The following is a 20223-nucleotide window of genomic DNA, read 5'->3' as shown; positions in this document are numbered from 1 at the left end:
ATGTGTCTTAGTTTAGTGTGTGTATTACTCCACAATAGTTACCCAGCCATGCGTATCCGGTTCGTCACCGTACTGAATACCACGTAATTTATTATACAACTTTGTACAAATCGGCCCCGGTTTACCGTCTTTGGAGATTACATAAGACTTTCCGTTCTCCAAATCATCAATGCGCTGAATCGGGCTGATTACCGCTGCTGTTCCGCATGCACCTGCCTCTTCGAATGTTTCCAGTTCTTCTTCCGGCACCGGACGACGTTCTACCTTGATACCCATATCTTCTGCCAACTGCATCAAGCTCTTGTTGGTGATAGACGGCAAGATAGAAGATGATTTCGGAGTGATATACGTATTATCTTTAATACCGAAGAAGTTGGCAGCACCACATTCGTCGATATATTTCTTTTCTTTAGCATCGAGATAGAACTCGCAGGAATAACCCAAGTCATGTGCTTTCTTGTTGGCACGAAGACTGGCTGCATAGTTACCTCCGACTTTATAGATACCTGTCCCGTGAGGAGCGGCACGGTCAAATTCGCGGATGATAACGTACGGATTGGTAGAGAAACCACCTTTGAAGTACGGGCCTACCGGAGTCACGAATACGACAAACATATATTCATCTGCCGGATGTACACCTACCTGCGCACTTGTACCAATCAACAAAGGACGAATGTAGAGAGAAGCACCCGTCTCATAAGGCGGAATGAAACGTTCGTTCAGTTTCACGACTTTCAAGATAGCTTCTTTGAAACGTTCAGTAGGAAGTTCAGCCATCAGGATTCCCTGACAAGTAGATTGCAGGCGGGCCGCATTTTCTTCCAAACGGAAGATACGCACTTTACCGTCTTTTCCACGGAATGCTTTCAATCCTTCGAATGCTTCCTGTCCATAGTGCAAACACGTAGCTGCCATATGCAGATTCAGATGCTCGTCACTACTAACTTCCAGTTCTCCCCATGCTCCATTGCGGAAATTGATTCGCACATTGTAGTCTGTCTTCATGTATCCAAATGACAGATTCGCCCAGTCTATTTGTTCCATATCGTAATGTATTAGTTTATTTTTTCTTAAGCTTTGATTCGCAAAAATAACTTTTATTCTTCAGACTGCCGCTTTTCTTTCAATAATTTTTCGACTTCTTTATCGGCTTTCGTCAGTTTTTCGGTACAGAAGGCAATTATTTCATTGGCTTCTTTGATTTTCTCACTCAAAATGTCGATATCCAATTCATTATTGTCTATCTGGCGGACAATCTTTTCAAGACGTTCCATCGCCTGAAGATATGTTTCCTTTTTTGCTGCCACGATGATTGATTATTAATGGTTAATGATGAATGTTTCTTTTATAATTCCGTTTCTTTTATAATTTCTATTCCGATGCTTACTATTCCACCACCGAACGGGCTTCTCCTTTCGAAAACCGGGTGACTAACCTGTCTCCCGCTTTCAGTGAAGAAGCATCTGTCACAGCTTTTCCATCCTTTAGTGTAATACTGTATCCCCGGCTCAATAATTTATCGGGTGAAGCATCCGCAATACGCTGTTGCAGGAGCTCCAGCCGATGTCGTTGGCGCGCTAACAACGACATCGTCACTTGTGACAAGTCTTTCTTGGCTGCCAGTAATGCAAAACGGGCATCAGTAAGTTTCCGGTGAACAAGATTCGGAATACGGGTCTGAAGATTCTCCAGTCTTCGCCATTCCTGTTCAAGAATCGCATAGGCTCCTTGTTGGACACGGACAGATAGTTCCTCTAAATGGTCGGCTACTTCCGTGATCCGATGAATTAGAAGTTCGGCAGCAGCCGTAGGGGTTTTCACACGTGTATGCGCTACTGAGTCAAGGACTGTATCGTCCCGTTCATGTCCGATTCCGGTAATGATAGGCAGCGGAAATTGTGCACACGCAGCCGCCAACAGATAGGTATCAAAACCGGATAAATCGGAAGTTGCCCCACCACCACGGATGATAACGACTACATCAAATTCGTTTACACGGGCATTGATACGGTCTAAGGCTGCCAATACCGACTCTTCGACCTGATTTCCCTGCATCAATGCCGGGAAAAGCTCCGTATAGAAAAAAAATCCTCCGGGATTATGCTGCAACTGATGGCAGAAATCGCCATATCCGGCTGCGGTGGCAGAGGATATAACAGCAATACGCTGCGGAAGAACCGGCATTTCCAGTTCTTTATTCAGCGTGAGTACTCCTTCTTCTTCCAACTGCAATAATATTTCCCGACGACGGCGCGCCATATCTCCTAAAGTATATGTAGGGTCGATATCAAGCACAGTCAGACTGTAACCGTAAAGTTCGTGGAACTGAACCGTCACCTTCACCAATACTTTGATGCCGGACATAAACATCTGTCCGGTAGTTTCCTCGAAATAGGGTTTCAACAAGCGATAAATATTGTTCCATATCATACCGCGCGCTTTCGCAACAAGACTATTACTACGAGGATCTTTCTGCACAAATTCCAAATAGCAGTGTCCGGTCGTATTGGAACGGACATCGCTCAATTCTGCCTGTATCCAATATTCATCGGGCAGGCATTGCTCCAGACTACGGCGGACAAGCGCATTCAGTTCTAAAAGGGAAAGAGAGGAATCCATAACGGTTAGTGATTAATGATTAGTGTTAACGTACCAGTAACCAGTGGTTAATCACTAATCACTTTCCCGTTAACCGTTAAATACGCTTTCCACAAGTCAGGAATACCATATCCATATATATTATCCGGAAAATCCGCCCTGTCACCCGAGCGACGAACCAGTTCGACAATCTCTTTCGCCGTCAGTTTCGGACAAGCCTGCCATAGACAAGCCACCATTCCGCACATGATTGGAGAAGAAAAAGAAGTACCGTTGGCATGGCGAAGATTGCCGTTTGTCCCCATTACATCCGAACCGTACCCAACTGCTACTACATCCGGTTTCACCCGTCCGTCCGACGTGTTGCCAACGGAAGAAAATGGAGCCAGTTCTCCTCTTTTATTAATAGCCCCTACAGTAATTACATTCTCCGCATCTCCCGGCGGAGTAATCTTCTTCCAGGAGCCGGCACCGGAATTTCCGGCACTGCAAACAACCACCATCCCTTTATCAGCAGCCTTTGCAGCTTCACGGGACATCAACGCATAATGCCCGTTCAGGTCACGGTAACGATAGTTCTTCGTTGGATCGTCAAATGAATAATAGCCGAGGGAAGTATTTACCAAATCCACTCCCACGCTATCGGCAAACTCGATTGCCGCCGCCCAATAATCCTGTTCCACCAGATTCTCCGAATATTCGTCCTCACTGCGCAACAACCAATAGGAAGCTTCGGGAGCCGTACCAATCATCACATTTGGCTGATTCATCGCCATGCAGGAGAGAACGGACATGCCATGACTACTTTCTGCATAGATATCTGCTTCGGGATTTACAAAGTCGCGCGCTCCCAGTATATTGATATTCTTCATTGCTTCAATCTTATCCACATTATGAAATCCAGCGTCAATAACAGCAATTGTCATCCCTTGTCCCTTAAAACCTGCATCATGGAGAAGATTCGCCCGACTCATCCTTATTTGTGTAATAGCAGGGCCATAAAGACTATCGGTACGTAACGGATTATTTATCAACGAATCCCTTTTGGTAGATTTCTCCATTTTACCCTTCCAAACCCTTTCGGTAGAAAGTACAAAAGGCAATTTGCTTATTTCATCTATCAGCATACTATCATTACAGGAGACAGTGACAAAGTTATCCCATTTTCCAGTAACAAGTACGTGAACGCCTTTCTTCCGTATCGCATCTATGTATTTTCCGCATACCGGCAAGTCGGTGGAATCTATCGCCAATCCCTGTCTTTTTCTCCGTTCAATAGATTTCACGGACAAGTATTTTTCCGGCTTCTGCAGAGAGTATTCCGTAGCTGCCTTGTCTTTCAGACTAATACGGTATTTCAAAGTATCACCCGGCGTGAATTGAGCCGACATGCTGATGGCTACGGCTGTAAAAAGAATCAATGTAATTAGTTTCTTCATATTATGATTGCTTTATTTTATTTCATTAAGTAGATAACGTTGCTGCGGATGGTTAGGATTGTCAGGGTATTTCAACCTTAAAATACCAGCTTTCAACAAAGGAGTGATATAATTAAGCCTGACATATCGTAAACTCAACAATCCCCATGCTTCCATTATTTCCCTGGAGCTACATTCTTGTTTCTCAGAGAATAGATATATAAAGGAATTGACATATTCTTTTGAATTCAAAATTTCCATTATAACTGGTGCAGTAACTGGTACACTTACTGGTACACTTACTTGGGGGGTAACCTCCCCAAACACCTTTCTCTTCATAACAACCCAAAGTCCTCCCATCGAAAATTCAAAAGTCGGCAGTTCCATTCCGGCATCCGCAAACCCCTTCATTATCTTGGAGATACCTCTCCCCCAGGCCTCAATGAACCCGGCTTTGAAGAATATATCCGCAATATTCTTATTATATGGTTTCGAGGCATGCTTCCCAAGAAACATTTCCATAGTATTCACATCCGCCACAATGCCCAAGAAGTTGACTATCTTGTTCGGTATATCCTCCATCAGTTTCTTTGCGTCTTCTACGCCGACCACCTGACCGTTATCATCTATCCCGATATAAATCTTTCCTCCCGTAGCATTGGCAAAGCCGCATATCCATTTCAGATATTCATCACGCCAACTTTGTTTATATTCTATATTCTGGTCTTCATTCATCTTGATTCGTCCCCGTTCTCTATAATCACCAGTCCTATTCCTCGCTGCGAAGCAATAAAAGCTCCTCCCAATACACGTTTTCCGTCATAGAATACAGCCGATTGGCCGGGAGCAACAGCCGAAGCCGTCTCAAGAAAACGCACCAGCAGGCGACCATCTTCCAATCGCTTCACCCGGCAAGGTAACGGGCGGCTTCGATAACGAATCCTCACAGCCAGATTCTCACACTGGAACAACTCTTGTTCATCAACAATCTTATCCTGCTCCACCAGCATATAGTCGGTTTTCAACTGCTCGGCACCACCAAGCATCACCGTATTTTTCTGCGGATTGATTTTCAACACATAAGCCGGTTTACCTAAGGCAATCTCCAATCCTTTCCGCTGACCGATAGTATAATAAGGTGCACCCTTATGTTGTCCCAGTTTCACACCTTCGGAATTGACAAACCATCCCGGCCCTATCTCAGTGTCCAGTTCCGGACATTGTTCACGGAGAAAGTCACGATAATCGCCTTTTATAAAGCAGACTTCCATACTTTCCCCCTCTTTCGACTTGGCTTCATAGCCCTTCTCCGCAAGATATTCCCGAACTTTCACCTTTGTATAATCCCCTAAAGGAAAAATACAACGCCTTAGTATATCCTGTCCCAATCTCCAAAGGAAATAAGACTGGTCTTTCTTATCATCGTCTCCGGCTACTATATAAATATGTCCGTTCCGTTCTTCCAGTCGCGAATAATGTCCGGTAGCAATCCAGGCACAGCCCAACTTATCCGCCCATTCCGTCAGAACACGAAACTTGAACAAAGGGTTGCACATCACACATGGATTCGGCGTACGTCCCTGCTTATATTCGTCTATGAAGTTTTTTACGACAGTCTCTTTAAAAGGAATACGTTCATCCGCCACATAATGTTCGATTCCCATCCGTGCAGCCAATTCCCTGGCATCTTGCGGCTCGTCGCCCCATACACGCATGGTCACTCCTACTATTTCGTATCCTTGTTCCTGTAGCATCAGACAAGTGGCGGTACTGTCAATACCACCGCTCATTCCGACTAATACTCGCTTATTTCGTTCTTTCATCCGAATTTTATAAATTACGTGGACACAAATGTACGAGATTCTATTCAGATAGCCATAGAGAGAAGATGTAATTTCATATCCTATATCTTTTTCTATTGAATTTCCTTGTCACTTCTTTGCTATCCCCAATAATTCACCTATCTTTGCCTTTTACAAAGCCGAAGAGAAATACGGCATATTGAAACGTTTTTTGCGCTAAGAAAAGTACCAAATTTCATTTAAACAAAAAAACATGGTTTCAATAAATCTGTTTCATACGTGCGACGTAGGGTCGGGCGTATGAGCGTATTTATTAAACCATGTAGGTATTGGTACTACCTCTTAGCGGATAAATATGAACTCAGCGCCCGGCTTCTTTTATATACAGGGTATACATCAGAATACGGACAGGGATTAATATTCATAGAAAACAAAACATGAAACATATTATTAACTTAATTCCCTATTTACCTATGGCAAACTGGCTAACAATCAAACAACTGTCCGCAAAACGAGGTCTTACAGAATCAACTTTACGCAATTGGACAAACTTAGGCTACATCACTTCTGCAACTATTGATGGCATTATCATGTTAGATGATGACAGTCTGACCTCTTATCTGAATGTTCACCAAACAAAAGGACTAAACAAAGAATCCTTGGAAAAATTAATCAAAGAAAAAGAATCGGAATATGAAATAGTTCTTTCTCAACTTGACGATGAACTTTTCCTGTTAAAAACTCAAAAGCTCCACCAACCACTCTTTCATATTATCATCAAGGAACTCGGCCAACTGATTACCGACGCCAGTCAGCGGGAGATATTTCTTAGTATCTCTTGTGGGGAAACAATCTCACGAGTAGCAGTAAGACATAATATGACATATCAAGACACAATCAACACTTATAGTGAACTCCTCATAAATCTAAGCAAGAATACCGAACGGATAGCCACTTTCCGCGACCGGGCAATGACATCCCTTTTCGGCAAATACAATACGGATGATCCCACAAATATTCCATTAAGGCGGATGATCAGTGACCGTGCTTGCAATGCATTGTTCAAACTGAATATACATACCGTACATCAGCTTCTGCAATACACCGCCCAAAACGGATGGCCTCGCCTGAAACGTCTTGAAGGATTAGGGGAGATAACTTACAATGAAATAATCAATGCATTATACAATGCCAACTTTATCGTCTTCCACGAAAACAAAAGCATCGGATTATCACCTGAAATATCCGCCTTGATATTGTAACCAAGCTTATAAAATATAACATAGCGAAAAAACATCTATCATGCTATCATTCATTTCTGTATTCTATTAATTATCAAAAGAATAAGCATGATAGATAATTTTCCAAAAAGGTATCTATCATACTTACACCACCAAAAACAGGCTATCTATCATTAATAAAACAGTCGGATAAAGGCTGAACAAACGTAAGACAGCTCGTTTTTGTTACAATAAACCCGCATAGATCCAACCATCATGGCTTAATAATACAACTTTAATGGCGATAAGTTTATAGCCCACATATGTGTGATATACAGCCCCCATACGTGGGCTGTACGGTTTACACATGCGGGCTGTACAGCCTGCATGTGTGAGCTATAAAAAGACTACCGTTCCAAATGGATTATTAAGCTGCTAAATACAGGTTATCATCCTATAAAAGGGGTATCCTTATGCCTTTAAATGGATGGTTTCACCTAATGCTACCCTAAAACAGGTGCAATATAAGTATGATAGATACCCTATTTTTGGTGGTGTAAGTATGATAGATACCTTTTTAGAAAAACATCTATCATACTTATTACTCTGACAATTAACAAAATACAGAAATGAATGATGGCATGATAGATATTTTCTTCACTATGTAGTTGAATCCTGAGTTCAATTTATAAATGCGACAATTGAGTGAGAATATAGAGGAACTTGAAGAAGAAGGTCATAACCGATAAGTGTTTTTAGCAAACAAAATGTTGCTTTTCCAAATAAAATTCCCTATATTTGAAATATAACAAAAGCGAGAACAATTATGGCTAACCCTAGATTACCGGGCATTTCCGAAAACGAGCAAGCCTTATTGTATGCCAAACTGAATGAATACAACCGAGGCAGAGCCTCTTTCAAAGAGGCGGGTGTTTACTTGGTGGTGACGCCCCGACCGGGGAAACCAAACTATTCCCTTTGGCTCTATTCTCCCCTGCCCGAGAAACAATCAATTCTTTACATACATGACCTGTCACCGGATATTAATGAATCTCTACGGATGGCAAGCACGATGTTTTATTACTCAAGACGTTGCCTTATCCTTGTGGATTATAATGAAAAAAGAATGCAGAGCAATGGCGACGACCTTATCTTCTTCGGGAAATATCGCGGACATTTCCTGCATGAAATACTGAAGATAGACCCTGCTTATTTAAGCTGGATAGCCTATAAGTTTACTCCGAAGATTCCGAAACAGGAACGCTTTGTCAAGATAGCGCAGGCTTACCATTCCATACATCTGGACATTATGCAGAGAAAGTCCAGAGAGAAGCGCTCGTCAAGCCGGTATTTGGGAGAGTTGGGAGAGAAACTTACAGACTTGAAACTGAAAGTGACCCGTGTACGGCTGGAAGACGATCCGTACAAAACAAGGGTGAATGGTACTACTCCACAGTTTTTTGTCAAGCAGATGCTCACGCTGACGGATGCCAGCGGAAATCTGGTCGTCATGAGCATTCCTTCAAAAAATCCCAGTGCGGTATCATGTACTTTATCCGGGATAGAGCATGAATACCGACTGGGAGAGATTATCTACGTCGCATCGGCGAAAGTATCACGCCGGTACGAAAGCTACGGTTCAAAATATACGCGCCTTAGCCATGTGAAGTTTGCAAGTCTCAACGTTTAGTCCAATCGTCCTTGACAAAGCTTGCCGGATAAGAGACTTTATCCACAATACCGTCTTTCTGACGAATCCAGGAAGTGAACGTGCGTGCGCCTTCATCCAATACGATGATACGGGCACCGTTCGGCAAATGGTTGTACACTGTATTCCCACCGGTGTAACGCCCGTAAGCCAAAAGGATATTTTTCCACATGACCGCATAGTCATTGTCATGGTCGTGACCGACAAATACACCCATCACGTCTCCCGCTTCTTTCATGGCAGCAAACATTCCTGTATTTATTCTAGGTGCACAGGCTTCTTCCATACGTGTTCCGCGAAAAGCTGCGTTTTCATCGCGAATGGCTTCGTGATATTCGGGCAGAGGAATATGGAAAAAGGCAAGGGCAGGTAACGGTTGTCCGCCATTCTGAGTTTTATAAGCGGCGCTTTGCTGACGATACCAGTTTATTTGGTCGAACGTAAGCCAATTATATCCCTTCACATCTTTCAAAGGTGAATAAGAGTGAGAGTCCATGCAATAAAGCAAAGCTGCATCCTTTTTAGAATCAGAAGACGATTTCACGGTCAATACATAGTCCGGTGACAAAGCAGTTCCCCGGTCAGGCAGCAGATTACCCGGAACGGTACGGATGATGTCATACAACTGTGAGCGTGTCAGTCCTTGTTCATCATCATGGTTGCCAAAAGTCACAACAAAAGGAAGCTTACGCCTGGATACCTGTTCCAAGACTTTCAGCATACCGGAATCCGCAGGCGCTGCATAAACAACATCTCCGGTAAAGACAACCAAATCCGGCCGTTCGGCATCAAGTACTTGATTGATACGTTCCAATGCTACGTCAGAAGCCGGATTACCATACTTGAAGTGTACATCGGTAAATTGCACAATCTTGAATTTACCATCTTTACTGAATTTCAGTTCTCTTTTTTGAGCTATACAAAAAGTAGTTGCCAACAGTAAGATTAGTGTTAAGTGAAATCTCAAAAGTCGAATCATAATTATTTATATTAGGGGGTTAATTATTCTTCTCAATCAGTACTGTGGCATAGGCTGAAATACCTTCTTCGCGACCCGTAAACCCGAGTTTCTCGGTAGTAGTCGCTTTAATGGAGATATCATCCACATCAATTCCCATAACTGTCGCCATTGTCTCCTGCATCAAAGGGATATGAGCTTTGAGTTTCGGACGCTCGGCGCAGATGGTGGCGTCAATATTGCCGACCTTATATCCTTTAGAAGCAATCAATTCCACTGTCTTTTTCAGCAGAATCTTGCTGTCTATATTTTTATATTCTCCCGCTGTATCCGGGAAGTGATAGCCAATATCGCGCATATTTGCCGCCCCCAACAAGGCGTCACAAACGGCGTGCAATAATACATCAGCGTCCGAATGTCCCAACAATCCTTTCGAATGTTCCAAAAGGATACCGCCGAGCCACAGTTCGCGCCCTTCGACCAACTGATGTACGTCGAAGCCAAAACCTACTCTTATCTTCATAATTTGTTTAATAAATGAGTACTAGTAATCGTGATAATGGTTAATAATAAATGTTCGAAGGGCAATCAACGGATATAAAAATCCAGCAGCTTCTCCCCTTCCAGATAGCCTTGCAAGTGTTGTCCTATACTGACAGGCCCGACACCGACAGGAGTGCCTGTAAACAACAAATCACCGATTTTCAAGGTAACAAACTGACTGACATACGCTATGATATCGTCTACTTTGAAAAGCATGTCCGCCGTACATCCATTCTGCACTTCTTTACCGTCAATCAACAGATTGAAGTTCAGATTCTGAATATCCTTATATCGGTCTATGGAGACAAATTCTCCGATAGCGGCAGATGAATCGAAACCTTTACACAACTCCCAAGGATTTCCCTGTTCGCGAAACTTCCGTTGAAGGTCACGGGCTGTAAAGTCAATACCTACTGTCACTGCGTCATAATACCGGTTCGCAAAACGGGGAGCGATATTCTTCCCCAACCGGTTGATCCGGACTACCAGTTCCGTTTCGTAATGTATCTCGTTAGAAAAGTCGGGAATGAAAAACGGTTTGCCATCTTTAAGAATAGCAGAGTCCGGCTTCATAAAAATGACCGGTTCCGTATTTACTTGTGTATGCCCCAGCTCTTTGTTGTGCTGGGCGTAGTTCATTCCTACTGCTATAATCTTCATTATTTCTCGTTAAAATTCAATCGGTTAAACATAACAGCCAAGTGAGCGTACAGAGAAGTGTTTTGCACAACAATATTCTCTGGTACGCGAATACGGAAAGGAGTAAAGTTCCATACTGCTTTTATCCCGCCGTCTACCATTTTATTTGTAATTTCCTGGGCAATATTAATAGGCACTGTCAGCACACCGATATTCACATCGTATTCTTTCATCTTCGCTTCAAAATCATCGGAATGGAAAATTGGGATTCCGTCCAAGTCCTTCCCCACCAATTCCGGGTTGACATCAAAAGCCGCTACAATCTCCAATCCGAAATGCTGCAAACCGGAATCACGAAGCAAGGCTCCACCCAAGCTACCTACACCAAACAAAAAGGCTTTGTGCATATTGGTAAATCCAAGAAAGCTTTCCAACACCTCGATCAACGCGTCGATGTTGTAACCAACTCTCGTACGTCCTGAAATATTAACATACGACAAATCCTTGGCGATTTGGGAAGCGTCAATATTTATTTCCTTAGAGATTTGTGTAGAAGAGACATATTGCTCTCCTTTTTCTTTCATTAGTTTTATATTAGACAGATACCAGGGAAGTCTGCGCAAGGTAGGCTCCGGCACTTTATCCGCCTCTTTTCGTATATAAGTGCTCATACTTCTTACAAAATTTGGTATTTTGCAAAAGTACATTATTTTTTGAGACTGACAACCGTATAATGGAAAACCTTAATAGAGATTAAACAAAACAATGAAAAGTGGTACAAATTTTGCTCTTTTCCATAAGTTTGATACTTTTGAGAAGAAATGAGAAGAAATAAAAATGACGAATATGAAAAAGAATGATTGGAAAGACAGACTGAACGTAGTGTATTCAACGAATCCTGACTTCGGTTATGAGATGGATGACGACGAAGAACAGACCACCCTTGATAAAGCCAAACAAAACCTGCGGGTTTCCATCGATAAAAAGAACCGTGGCGGAAAAGTGGTAACATTAATTACCGGATTCATCGGTACGGATAATGACCTGAAAGAACTCGGCAAGCTGCTGAAAAGCAAATGCGGAGTGGGCGGTTCGGCTAAAGACGGTGAAATCATCATACAGGGAGATTTCAAGACTAAGATTATGGAATTGCTTGTCAAGGAAGGATATACGAAGACGAAAGGCATAGGCGGTTGAACATAAAAAAACGGTCACTACGAGAATATTCGTGTGACCGTTTTCTTTATGATATATTTCAGAAGAATATTATTCAGCTTTCAAAGTGAAACGCTTGAAGTCAACAATCTTCAATTCAGGGTCAGCAGCAGCCAACACTTCTCTTACAGTCTTCTTACCGTCCATGATATCTTCCTGGTTCAGTAAGCAAACTTCTTTCAAGAACTTGCCCAGACGACCTTTAGCAATGTTCTGAATCATTTGTTCAGGCAAGTGAGCAGCCTTTTCAGCAGAAACGGTAGCAATGATTTCTTTTGCTTTCGCTACATCTTCAGCAGTAATCCAGCCTTTAGCCATGTTGCTTTCCATGTGTTCTTCGCTGTCCACATGAGCCGGGTTGATGTTAGCTTTCTTCAGGGCAGCTTCTACAGCTTTCTGTACCTGTTCAGCTTTTGTTTTCTCGATAGCAACTTCGATTTCTTTCTGTTTTACTTCTTCAGAAACGCCGTCTTCATCAATAGCAATCGGGTTCATGGCAGCAATCTGCATAGCTACTTGCTTAGCCAGTTGCTCGTTCACTTCCTTATTGAAAGCAACGATAGTGCAAAGGCCGTTTCTGTTCATGTGGTTGTAAACAGCAGTGCATGCACCTTCTACAGTCATGTAACCGTCAAGTTCCATCTTTTCACCAGTGATACCGCTACGGTCAGTCACAGCATCCTGTACTGTACCGTTACCCATCGGCAATGCTTTTACTTCGTCCAAAGTAGCGCATTTGTTAGCCACGGCAAGGTCAAGAATATCCTGCGTCAGTTTCACGAAATCAGCATTCTGAGCAACGAAGTCAGTTTCGCATTTCAAAGCAACGATAACAGCACGGTCACCGGTAGTTTTAGCCAAAACGCAACCTTCAGAAGCCTCACGTTCCGAACGCTTAGCAGCAACAGCTTGTCCTTTCTTACGGATAATCTCCATTGCCTTGTCGAAATCGCCTTCTGCTTCAGTCAACGCGTTTTTGCAATCCATCATACCAGCTCCGGTCATTTTGCGCAGCTTGGTAATATCAGCCATACTTACAGCCATAATAATTTCCTTTTATTTTAATGAATAATAATTTTCGAAACAAAAAAATGTGCCAATCTGCCAATCAAGATGCAAGCGTATAACAATACCCTTGCACATTAGCAAATTGGCACATTTTATATATTAAGCCTCTTCGTCTTCCTTAATGAAAGCAGCAGCTTTAGCTGCGTTGATAGCTTCTTCGTCAGACTTGTCGAGTCTAGCTTTTACTGATTTCTTCTTGCCTTTGTTAGCAGGAGCTTCACCAGCAGCTTCCATATCGATCTTTTCAGCTTTTCTTTCTTCCAAGCCTTCGATCATTGCAGCGCAACAAGCATCCAGGATCACTTCTACTGATTTAGTAGCGTCATCGTTAGCAGGAATTACGAAATCTACGTTTGAAGGATCAGAGTTAGTATCAACGATACCGAATACAGGGATACCCAAACGGTTAGCTTCGCGAACAGCGATATTTTCTTTCATTACGTCGATAACGAACAATGCAGACGGCAGACGAGTCAGGTCAGCGATAGAACCCAAAGTCTTGTCCAATTTTGCACGTTGACGTGAAATCTGAAGAACTTCTCTTTTAGAAAGGTTAGAATAAGTACCATCGCTAGTCAATTTATCGATAGTAGCCATCTTCTTCACAGCCTTACGGATAGTCGGGAAGTTGGTCAACATACCACCCGGCCAGCGTTCGATTACATAAGGCATATTAACAGATTGAGCTTTCTCAGCTACAACTTGTTTAGCTTGTTTTTTAGTAGCAACAAAAAGAACTTTCTTGCCTGATTTGGCAATCTGTTTCAAAGCTTCAGCAGCTTCGTCTACTTTTGCAACAGTTTTGTGGAGGTCAATGATGTGAATACCATTGCGTTCCATGAAAATATAAGGAGCCATTGCAGGGTTCCACTTTCTCTTAAGGTGTCCGAAGTGGCATCCGGCTTCCAATAATGTATCAAAATTTGTTCTTGACATCTTGTTTTTCTTTAAATCGTTTACTTTCTTTTTTGTTTTTTCTAAACCAACCGCCGGGTAGTCTATGAGCAGAGTCCCAGTAGTTTAGATACTAAACATATTCCTCGGTCAGGCAGCCCATTAACGCTTGCTGAACTGGAATCTTCTACGAGCTTTCGGCTGTCCCGGTTTCTTACGTTCAACAGAACGAGGGTCACGAGTCATGAAGCCTTCTGCACGAAGAGCAGCTTTATCTTCAGCGTTCATCTTAACCAGTGCACGAGCAATTGCCAAACGCAAAGCTTGAGACTGACCTGTGAAACCACCACCACACAAGTTTACCTTGATGTCATACTTCTCAGCAACATCCAGCTTGTTCAATGGTTGTTTTACAACATACTGAAGAATAGTTGATGGAAAGTACTCTGCAAGGTCTCTCTTGTTAATAGTAATCTTTCCTGTACCTTCGCTTACGAAAATGCGTGCGATTGCACGTTTACGTCTGCCTAATGCATTTACTACTTCCATTATATCTTATTTATATGAATTAATATCAATCATTTTCGGGTTTTGCGCAGCCTGTTTGTGTTCGCTACCGGCGTAAACATACAAGTTGTTCAGCAATTTAGCTCCCAGAATGTTCTTGGGAAGCATGCCCTTCACTACTTTTTTCAGTAATCTCTCTTCACCGTTCGGTTTTGCAATCAAACGGGCAGGAGTCATTTCTCTCTGACCACCAGGGTAGCCTGTATATGACAAATACACTCTGTCATTCCACTTGTTACCAGTCAGTTTTACTTTGTCTGCATTGATGATGATAACGTTATCACCGCAGTCTACGTGAGGAGTAAAGTTCGGTTTGTACTTTCCTCTCAACAATTTTGCAACTTTTGCTCCCAGACGACCCAGTGTTTGGTCTGTAGCGTCAACAATAACCCATTCTTTGGTTACAGTTGCTTTGTTGGCAGAAATGGTCTTGTAACTTAAAGTATCCACTCTAATTTTGTTTTTTAAATGTTACTACTAAAAATTTTCTTCACCACTCATTAGTCTTCCCCGGACAAAGGAGTACTAACTTGCTATGAATTAATCTCTTATCATTTTGTGATAATAATCGGCTTGCAAAAGTACGGCTTTTCTTTGAATTGGCAAACTATTTTTGTATATTTTTCCGGTAGATACCTCTATCGAGGGGCTCACTAGTAGCCGTTATTATTCATTCCATTGAGTTTCGGATTACTTTGCATTTCCTTCAAAGGGATGGGAAAGAGTTCATGTTTGCCTTCCGTGAAATTACGGTAAGCGGGATAAGGCTTGTTCTCTTTCTGATTCACGGAACTGGCTTCACCAAATAGTTTCAGAGCTTTACCCAACACGCCCCAACGGAGCAGGTCGTACTTGCGTTGCCCCTCAAAAGCCAACTCAAGACCACGTTCCCAATAGAGAACCGTGCGGAATTTTCCTTCGGGAGTCGAGTCGTCAATAAAAGTCAGGTTATGCGTTTTTTTCCGTGCGCTCATCATCTCTTCATAATTCTCTTCTGTTATAGAGGTAGCTTCGGCACGCGTACGGACGCTATTCAGCAGTCTCCATGCTTTCTCACGGTCGGTTCCTGTCTCATTGTACGCTTCGGCGGCCATCAATACGACATCGGCATAGCGTAAAGGACAATAATTCACATCGGCATAATTGATATTCTTGTTCCATGAGTCTTTCGGCATCCATTCCCTGCGCCATTTTCCGACATACCAGCTTCCGGCACTTCTTTCTTCCTTTACATGCTCTTTTTTAGTAGCGTTCCAAGTGTAGCGATAAGTACAAACCGCCACGTCACGACGCTTATCCTTCTCCTCGAAGAAGCTGCGCCATTCGGGAACTACAATAAAGAAACCATTGGCACGTCCCATGTAATTATTAGCTTCAGACGGAGCTATTCCGGTAGGTTCCGCCACCTGCGGGCCGTTATAAATCCCCCAAGCTCCACCGTTGCGGCGTCCCTGCGAATGATAGAAAGCAATTTCCCAAAGACTTTCTTTTGTATTCAACACGCCTTGCGAGAAACTTTTGAAAAGCGCTTCATAGCCGCCGTCATAAAAGTCATGGTATCCTTTATCCTCAAAGGCTTCCCATTCTTTTATCACTGCATCGAAGTATTCTTTGCGCTTGCTGTCGTCCGGACGTACCAACTGCCCGTTGGCGTGAAGGCTGTATCCGGCACGTTGCAGATATACACGCATCAGCAATGCGCGGGCTGCTCCCTGCGTCACCCGTTCGGGAGTGGAAGAAGCTGTCGCCCAGTCGAGGTTATTCTTAGCGAAAGTCAGGTCGGTTATTATTTCATCGTAAATCGTCTCGCGGTCTACCCGTTCGCCGAAGGCGGATTCATAAGATGAGGAATAAGAGGTTTTGAAAGGGACATCCCCCCAACCTTTCACCAGGTCGAACGCAAGAAAGGCACGCAGGAAACGCGCTTCGGCTTCCAATGCTTTCAAACGGGTGTTTTCACTGTATCCCGTCATGCCGCTGATGCCGTCAATAGTCAGGTTGGCACGGTCGATTCCCTCATATTTCAGTTTCCACAGACTTTCAATCCATGTATTCGTGGAGTTGAGCTGATAGTGCGCGATGTCGTGAACCTGATTGTCGGATTGTGTACGGGCGGTATAGTAGGTATCATCCGATGCAGGAGCAGCCATTTCATACCAACCGTAATGATTGAAATCCGACAAGGAACTGTATATCCCCATGACAGCCATTTCCGCTTTTTCTTCCGAATCGAAGTAGCGGTCGCGGTCATATTTTGAATTGGGTTCTTCCGTCAGCAAGTCCTCGCAAGAGGTAAGTCCTGTAAGCAACAAGGCGAATGTTATATATAATAGGTGTATCTTTTTCATGATGCTATATATTTAATGAATTAGAAAGCTACGTTAAGACCGAAAATAAAGGAACGGCTGAGCGGATATGCCCCGAAATCGACACCCGGTGTCAAGCCGCTTTTCATGGTGGATACTTCCGGGTCGAATCCGGTATATTTTGTCCATGTCAGCAGATTGTTGCCAGTAGCATACAGACGCAGGTTCTTCAATCCGACTCTCGCAATCAGATGTTTCGGGAATGTATATCCCAAGGTCACATTGCTTAGTTTCAGATAGGAAGCGTCCTCTACCGCCCAAGAGTGGATATAATTGTCACCTTGCTGTGCATCATGGTAGGCGGCCACCGTTTTACCGGCATTCAGGGCTGCCAGTTCCGCGGGGTCGGTCACAGTCTGTCCGGCGGAGTTGATTGTCATCCAACGGTTGGAGCTGTTCATCACGTCCAATGCATTATAGTTCTGGCTGCCTATTTTACTGGTGGTCAGTTTGGTAGCGTTCAGCACTTCGTTGCCATAGCTGAAAGTGAGGAATATGCTCAAATCAAAACCTTTATAGGTGAAAGAGTTGTTCAGACCGCCATAGAATTTCGGCTGGGCGTTGCCGATGACCGTTTTATCATTCTCGTCGATGATATCATCGTCACCGGTCAGATTCTTGAACTTCCACATTCCCGGACGAATCCTGCCTTTATCACCATGATAAGGTACACCGTCTTTCAGCGTGTAAGTTTGGGTGGAAGCGTCATAGTTGAAATCATCCACCTGATACAGACCGTCGGTGATGTAACCGTAGAATTGTCCCAACGGTTCTCCGACAGCAATACGGTGCGTGTTCTGATTAAAGCCGAACTTGGCTTCATAGAGTTGTACCGCTTCACCGGTCAGCGCCCTCACGGAATTTTTGTTGTGTGACAATGTCAGCGTAGTATTCCAACTGAATTTCTTTGTGGAGAAATTCACTGTATTCACAGTCAGTTCCACACCCACGTTCTTCGTTTCACCCGCGTTTATCAACATGGTCTGATAGCCCGAAGAATAAGGTAATTGGGCATTCAGCAGCAGATTACTGCTTCTGTTAATATAGAATTCGGGCGAAACGGTGATACGCTGGTTCAGGAAACCCAAGTCCACTCCCATATTAAATGTCTTGTTCGCCTCCCATTTCAGGTCGGGATTCGGAATCTGTTTGGAAGCGTAACCGGAAGTGAGATTATCCCCCGTGGCGGTGACAATAGAAGACATCAGGGCAAGACTGTTATAACTACCGATACGGTTGTTACCGGCCAAACCGTATCCGATACGGAATTTCAGGTCGGAAAAGAGGTTTAGGCTCTTTATGAAATCTTCTTCGCTCACACGCCAGGCTGCCGATACGGCGGGGAAGTACCCCCATTTGTTGTTCTTGCCGAATTTGGAAGAGCCGTCCGCGCGGAATGTGGCGGAGAACAGATATTTGTCGGTGAAGTCGTAGTTGAGACGGGCGAAGAAAGAAAGCAGGTTGTCGTCATAATTTTCATCGGACGAAGCAACGGACGGAGTACCAAGGCTCATATCTCCCAAAATAAATTCGTCAGTAGGCAATCCGCTGACACCGGATTCAAGCACACGTGTCCAACGTTTCACAAATTCCTGTCCCAGTTGCACGACCACCTTATGCTTCTTCTGAAAACGTTTGTCGTAAGTCAGTACGTTAGAGGTCTGGAAACTTCCGGTTTCCGTATTTCTGATAGAGCCGTAGATACCGTTGCGCCTTCCCATTATAGACTGGTCGCCGTAGAAAAGCTCCCGGCGGTAAAGTTGATAACGCATACCCGTATTATTACGGAAGGTCAGTCCTTTTATAATCTTGAAAGTCAGTCCGCCGTTGGCTTGCAACGTGCGTGTTTCCTTATTGTCTTTTTCTTCGGCAGCGGCTATCAACGGATTCTGCATCACGTTGCCTTCCGAATCACTCAATACAGGGTCTTCACCCGCCAACAACTCGGCGTCACTTCCACGGATACCGATTGTAGGGCGGTATTGCAGTATCTGCACTATCTTGTTGAACTTCGCGTCCACATTGCTACCGCCTTCGTTCGTACCGTTTCCGGCAACACCCGCGCCATACACTTTCAGATAATCGAAGTTGATACGTCCTGTGACGGAAAGGCGCTTGTTCACTTCGCTCTTTACACTAAGCGAGATATTGTGTTTGTCGCTTCCGCTATATACCATAGCTCCTTCGTCTTTGAAGTAGCCGTAAGACATATTATAATTCAGTTTGTCATTGCCACCATTCACGCCTACGCGGTAGTTCTGCGTGACGGTAGTACGTCCCATAGTGCGGTCGAGCCAGTCGATACCTTCACGGTTGCCGTAATTCTCATGTAAATCGACAAAGCCGCCGTAACGGTTCTGCCATGCCCGCATACTCTCTCCGGGGTCTGTGGCGTCGCCTAATGTCCTTTCATAATCCGCCAGTACGAATTCTTCCACACTCAGCACATTCAGGCGTTTGGCAAGTGTACGTACACCTACATAAGAGTCGAAAGTCAAAGTTGCCTTTCCTTCGCTTTTCGCGCCGCTTTTAGTTGTGATTACCACTACCCCGTTCGCTCCACGAGCACCGTAGATAGCGGTAGCCGAAGCGTCTTTCAACACATCAATGCTTTCAATATCGGCAGGGTCGAGACTGGACATCCCGTCTTCCGTCGGGAATCCGTCGATAATGTAAAGCGGTTCGTTGCTCTGCGTAATGGATATACCGCCACGCACACGCACTGACATGGCAGCACCGGGCTGTCCGTCCGTCTGTATAATCTGCACACCCGCCATACGTCCCGCAAGGGCTTGGGTGACGTCGGACGAAGGAACTTTGAGCAAATCATCACTTCTAACGGAAGCGACAGAACCAGTCAGGTCTTTACGCTTCACCGTGGCATAGCCGATAGCCACCACTTCGTCCAGCAGTACGGATGCCGCTTTCATAGTCACGTCAATCTGCTTCCTTCCTTTCACGGGAACTTCCATATTTTCCAGACCGATAAAGGAAAAGACTAGTACATCTTTGGACAGGTCGCTGACGGTAATGGTGTATTTACCGTTAATGTCGGTGATAGTACCTGTGTTCGCTTTGCCTTTCACTGTTACATTTCCCCCAATCACTTCCAGTCCTTCGTTGTCCACCACCTTTCCGGTGACGGTCAGACTTTGGGCGTGAATGCCGGATATACCGACAAACAGAAATAAAATACTAATAATCTTACTTTTCATGATATTCTATTC

The 20223-nt window shown here is 43.9% G+C and carries 19 protein-coding genes and 1 pseudogene; 3 read left to right on the top strand and 17 right to left on the bottom strand.

Annotation, left to right across the window (positions count from 1 at the left end; genetic code table 11):
* Positions 1–24: 24 nt before the first annotated feature.
* From BQ7997_RS18010 to mnmA, 7 genes and pseudogenes are all read right to left on the bottom strand, one after another.
* Positions 25–1056 carry a branched-chain amino acid aminotransferase gene (locus BQ7997_RS18010; protein ID WP_262481155.1) on the bottom strand — a complete coding sequence of 344 codons (1032 nt, stop codon included), beginning with the start codon at positions 1054–1056 and terminating at the stop codon, positions 25–27.
* 41 nt (positions 1057–1097) lie between these two features.
* Complete coding sequence (xseB, locus tag BQ7997_RS18005) at positions 1098–1307, bottom strand: exodeoxyribonuclease VII small subunit (RefSeq protein ID WP_044655268.1); 210 nt, start codon at positions 1305–1307, stop codon at positions 1098–1100.
* 79 nt (positions 1308–1386) lie between these two features.
* Complete coding sequence (gene xseA, locus BQ7997_RS18000) at positions 1387–2619, bottom strand: exodeoxyribonuclease VII large subunit (protein WP_022136503.1); 1233 nt, start codon at positions 2617–2619, stop codon at positions 1387–1389.
* 47 nt (positions 2620–2666) lie between these two features.
* The gene (locus tag BQ7997_RS17995; protein ID WP_044655266.1) at positions 2667–4037 is read right to left on the bottom strand and encodes a S8 family peptidase; all 1371 of its coding nucleotides are present in this window, start codon (positions 4035–4037) and stop codon (positions 2667–2669) included.
* Positions 4038–4049: 12 nt separating this feature from the next.
* The gene (locus BQ7997_RS26165; RefSeq protein ID WP_338128002.1) at positions 4050–4277 is read right to left on the bottom strand and encodes a Fic family protein; all 228 of its coding nucleotides are present in this window, start codon (positions 4275–4277) and stop codon (positions 4050–4052) included.
* Between the two features lie 90 nt (positions 4278–4367).
* Positions 4368–4751, bottom strand: a pseudogene (locus BQ7997_RS26160) (RNA-binding domain-containing protein); the annotation flags it as partial.
* Positions 4748–5839: a tRNA 2-thiouridine(34) synthase MnmA gene (gene mnmA, locus BQ7997_RS17985; protein WP_073347546.1), complete on the bottom strand. Its 1092-nt coding sequence runs from the start codon at positions 5837–5839 to the stop codon at positions 4748–4750. The gene mnmA and the pseudogene BQ7997_RS26160, both read right to left, overlap by 4 nt.
* Positions 5840–6255: 416 nt before the next feature.
* On the opposite strand from mnmA, the gene BQ7997_RS17980 reads away from it, so the two are divergent.
* Together BQ7997_RS17980 and BQ7997_RS17975 are read left to right on the top strand one after the other, a co-directional pair.
* Entirely contained in the window at positions 6256–7080 is an 825-nt protein-coding gene (locus BQ7997_RS17980) for a DNA-directed RNA polymerase subunit alpha C-terminal domain-containing protein (RefSeq protein ID WP_235817322.1), read from the top strand.
* A 784-nt stretch (positions 7081–7864) separates the two neighbouring features.
* The gene (locus tag BQ7997_RS17975) at positions 7865–8728 is read left to right on the top strand and encodes an exodeoxyribonuclease X C-terminal domain-containing protein (protein WP_022136508.1); all 864 of its coding nucleotides are present in this window, start codon (positions 7865–7867) and stop codon (positions 8726–8728) included.
* On the opposite strand, the gene BQ7997_RS17970 is transcribed toward BQ7997_RS17975, so the two are convergent.
* The 4 genes from BQ7997_RS17970 to BQ7997_RS17955 all read right to left on the bottom strand — a co-directional run bounded on the left by BQ7997_RS17970 (position 8718) and on the right by BQ7997_RS17955 (position 11557).
* Positions 8718–9725, bottom strand: coding sequence for a metallophosphoesterase family protein (locus BQ7997_RS17970; protein WP_073347544.1), 1008 nt, complete (start codon positions 9723–9725; stop codon positions 8718–8720). The genes BQ7997_RS17975 and BQ7997_RS17970 overlap by 11 nt on opposite strands.
* Positions 9726–9744: 19 nt before the next feature.
* Positions 9745–10227 (bottom strand): 2-C-methyl-D-erythritol 2,4-cyclodiphosphate synthase, encoded by a 483-nt coding sequence (gene ispF / locus BQ7997_RS17965; RefSeq protein ID WP_024987607.1) that lies wholly within the window; start codon positions 10225–10227, stop codon positions 9745–9747.
* A gap of 65 nt (positions 10228–10292) precedes the next feature.
* Positions 10293–10907: a fumarylacetoacetate hydrolase family protein gene (locus BQ7997_RS17960; RefSeq protein ID WP_044654853.1), complete on the bottom strand. Its 615-nt coding sequence runs from the start codon at positions 10905–10907 to the stop codon at positions 10293–10295.
* The gene (locus tag BQ7997_RS17955) at positions 10907–11557 is read right to left on the bottom strand and encodes a redox-sensing transcriptional repressor Rex (protein ID WP_022136512.1); all 651 of its coding nucleotides are present in this window, start codon (positions 11555–11557) and stop codon (positions 10907–10909) included. Before BQ7997_RS17955 ends, BQ7997_RS17960 begins: the two co-directional genes overlap by 1 nt.
* 175 nt (positions 11558–11732) lie before the next feature.
* Between BQ7997_RS17955 and BQ7997_RS17950 the strand changes: the two genes are divergently transcribed.
* The gene (locus BQ7997_RS17950; protein ID WP_044655136.1) at positions 11733–12083 is read left to right on the top strand and encodes a translation initiation factor; all 351 of its coding nucleotides are present in this window, start codon (positions 11733–11735) and stop codon (positions 12081–12083) included.
* Positions 12084–12152: 69 nt separating this feature from the next.
* On the opposite strand, the gene tsf is transcribed toward BQ7997_RS17950, so the two are convergent.
* From tsf to BQ7997_RS17915, 6 genes are all read right to left on the bottom strand, one after another.
* The gene (gene tsf / locus BQ7997_RS17945) at positions 12153–13145 is read right to left on the bottom strand and encodes a translation elongation factor Ts (protein ID WP_073347543.1); all 993 of its coding nucleotides are present in this window, start codon (positions 13143–13145) and stop codon (positions 12153–12155) included.
* A gap of 123 nt (positions 13146–13268) precedes the next feature.
* Complete coding sequence (rpsB, locus tag BQ7997_RS17940) at positions 13269–14105, bottom strand: 30S ribosomal protein S2 (protein WP_044656424.1); 837 nt, start codon at positions 14103–14105, stop codon at positions 13269–13271.
* A 120-nt stretch (positions 14106–14225) separates the two neighbouring features.
* The gene (gene rpsI, locus BQ7997_RS17935) at positions 14226–14612 is read right to left on the bottom strand and encodes a 30S ribosomal protein S9 (protein WP_044656423.1); all 387 of its coding nucleotides are present in this window, start codon (positions 14610–14612) and stop codon (positions 14226–14228) included.
* Positions 14613–14618: 6 nt separating this feature from the next.
* Entirely contained in the window at positions 14619–15080 is a 462-nt protein-coding gene (gene rplM, locus BQ7997_RS17930) for a 50S ribosomal protein L13 (RefSeq protein WP_004314716.1), read from the bottom strand.
* Between the two features lie 203 nt (positions 15081–15283).
* Positions 15284–16978, bottom strand: a complete 1695-nt coding sequence (locus BQ7997_RS17920; RefSeq protein WP_073347542.1) for a RagB/SusD family nutrient uptake outer membrane protein — start codon at positions 16976–16978, stop codon at positions 15284–15286.
* Between the two features lie 20 nt (positions 16979–16998).
* Entirely contained in the window at positions 16999–20211 is a 3213-nt protein-coding gene (locus tag BQ7997_RS17915; RefSeq protein WP_073347541.1) for a SusC/RagA family TonB-linked outer membrane protein, read from the bottom strand.
* Between the last annotated feature and the right edge of the window lie 12 nt (positions 20212–20223).

It is taken from the genome of Bacteroides congonensis, from assembly GCF_900130125.1.
GTDB lineage: Bacteria > Bacteroidota > Bacteroidia > Bacteroidales > Bacteroidaceae > Bacteroides > Bacteroides congonensis.
Note: the sequence above shows the minus strand (reverse complement) of the source record. Positions and strands in the feature narration are given on the sequence as shown.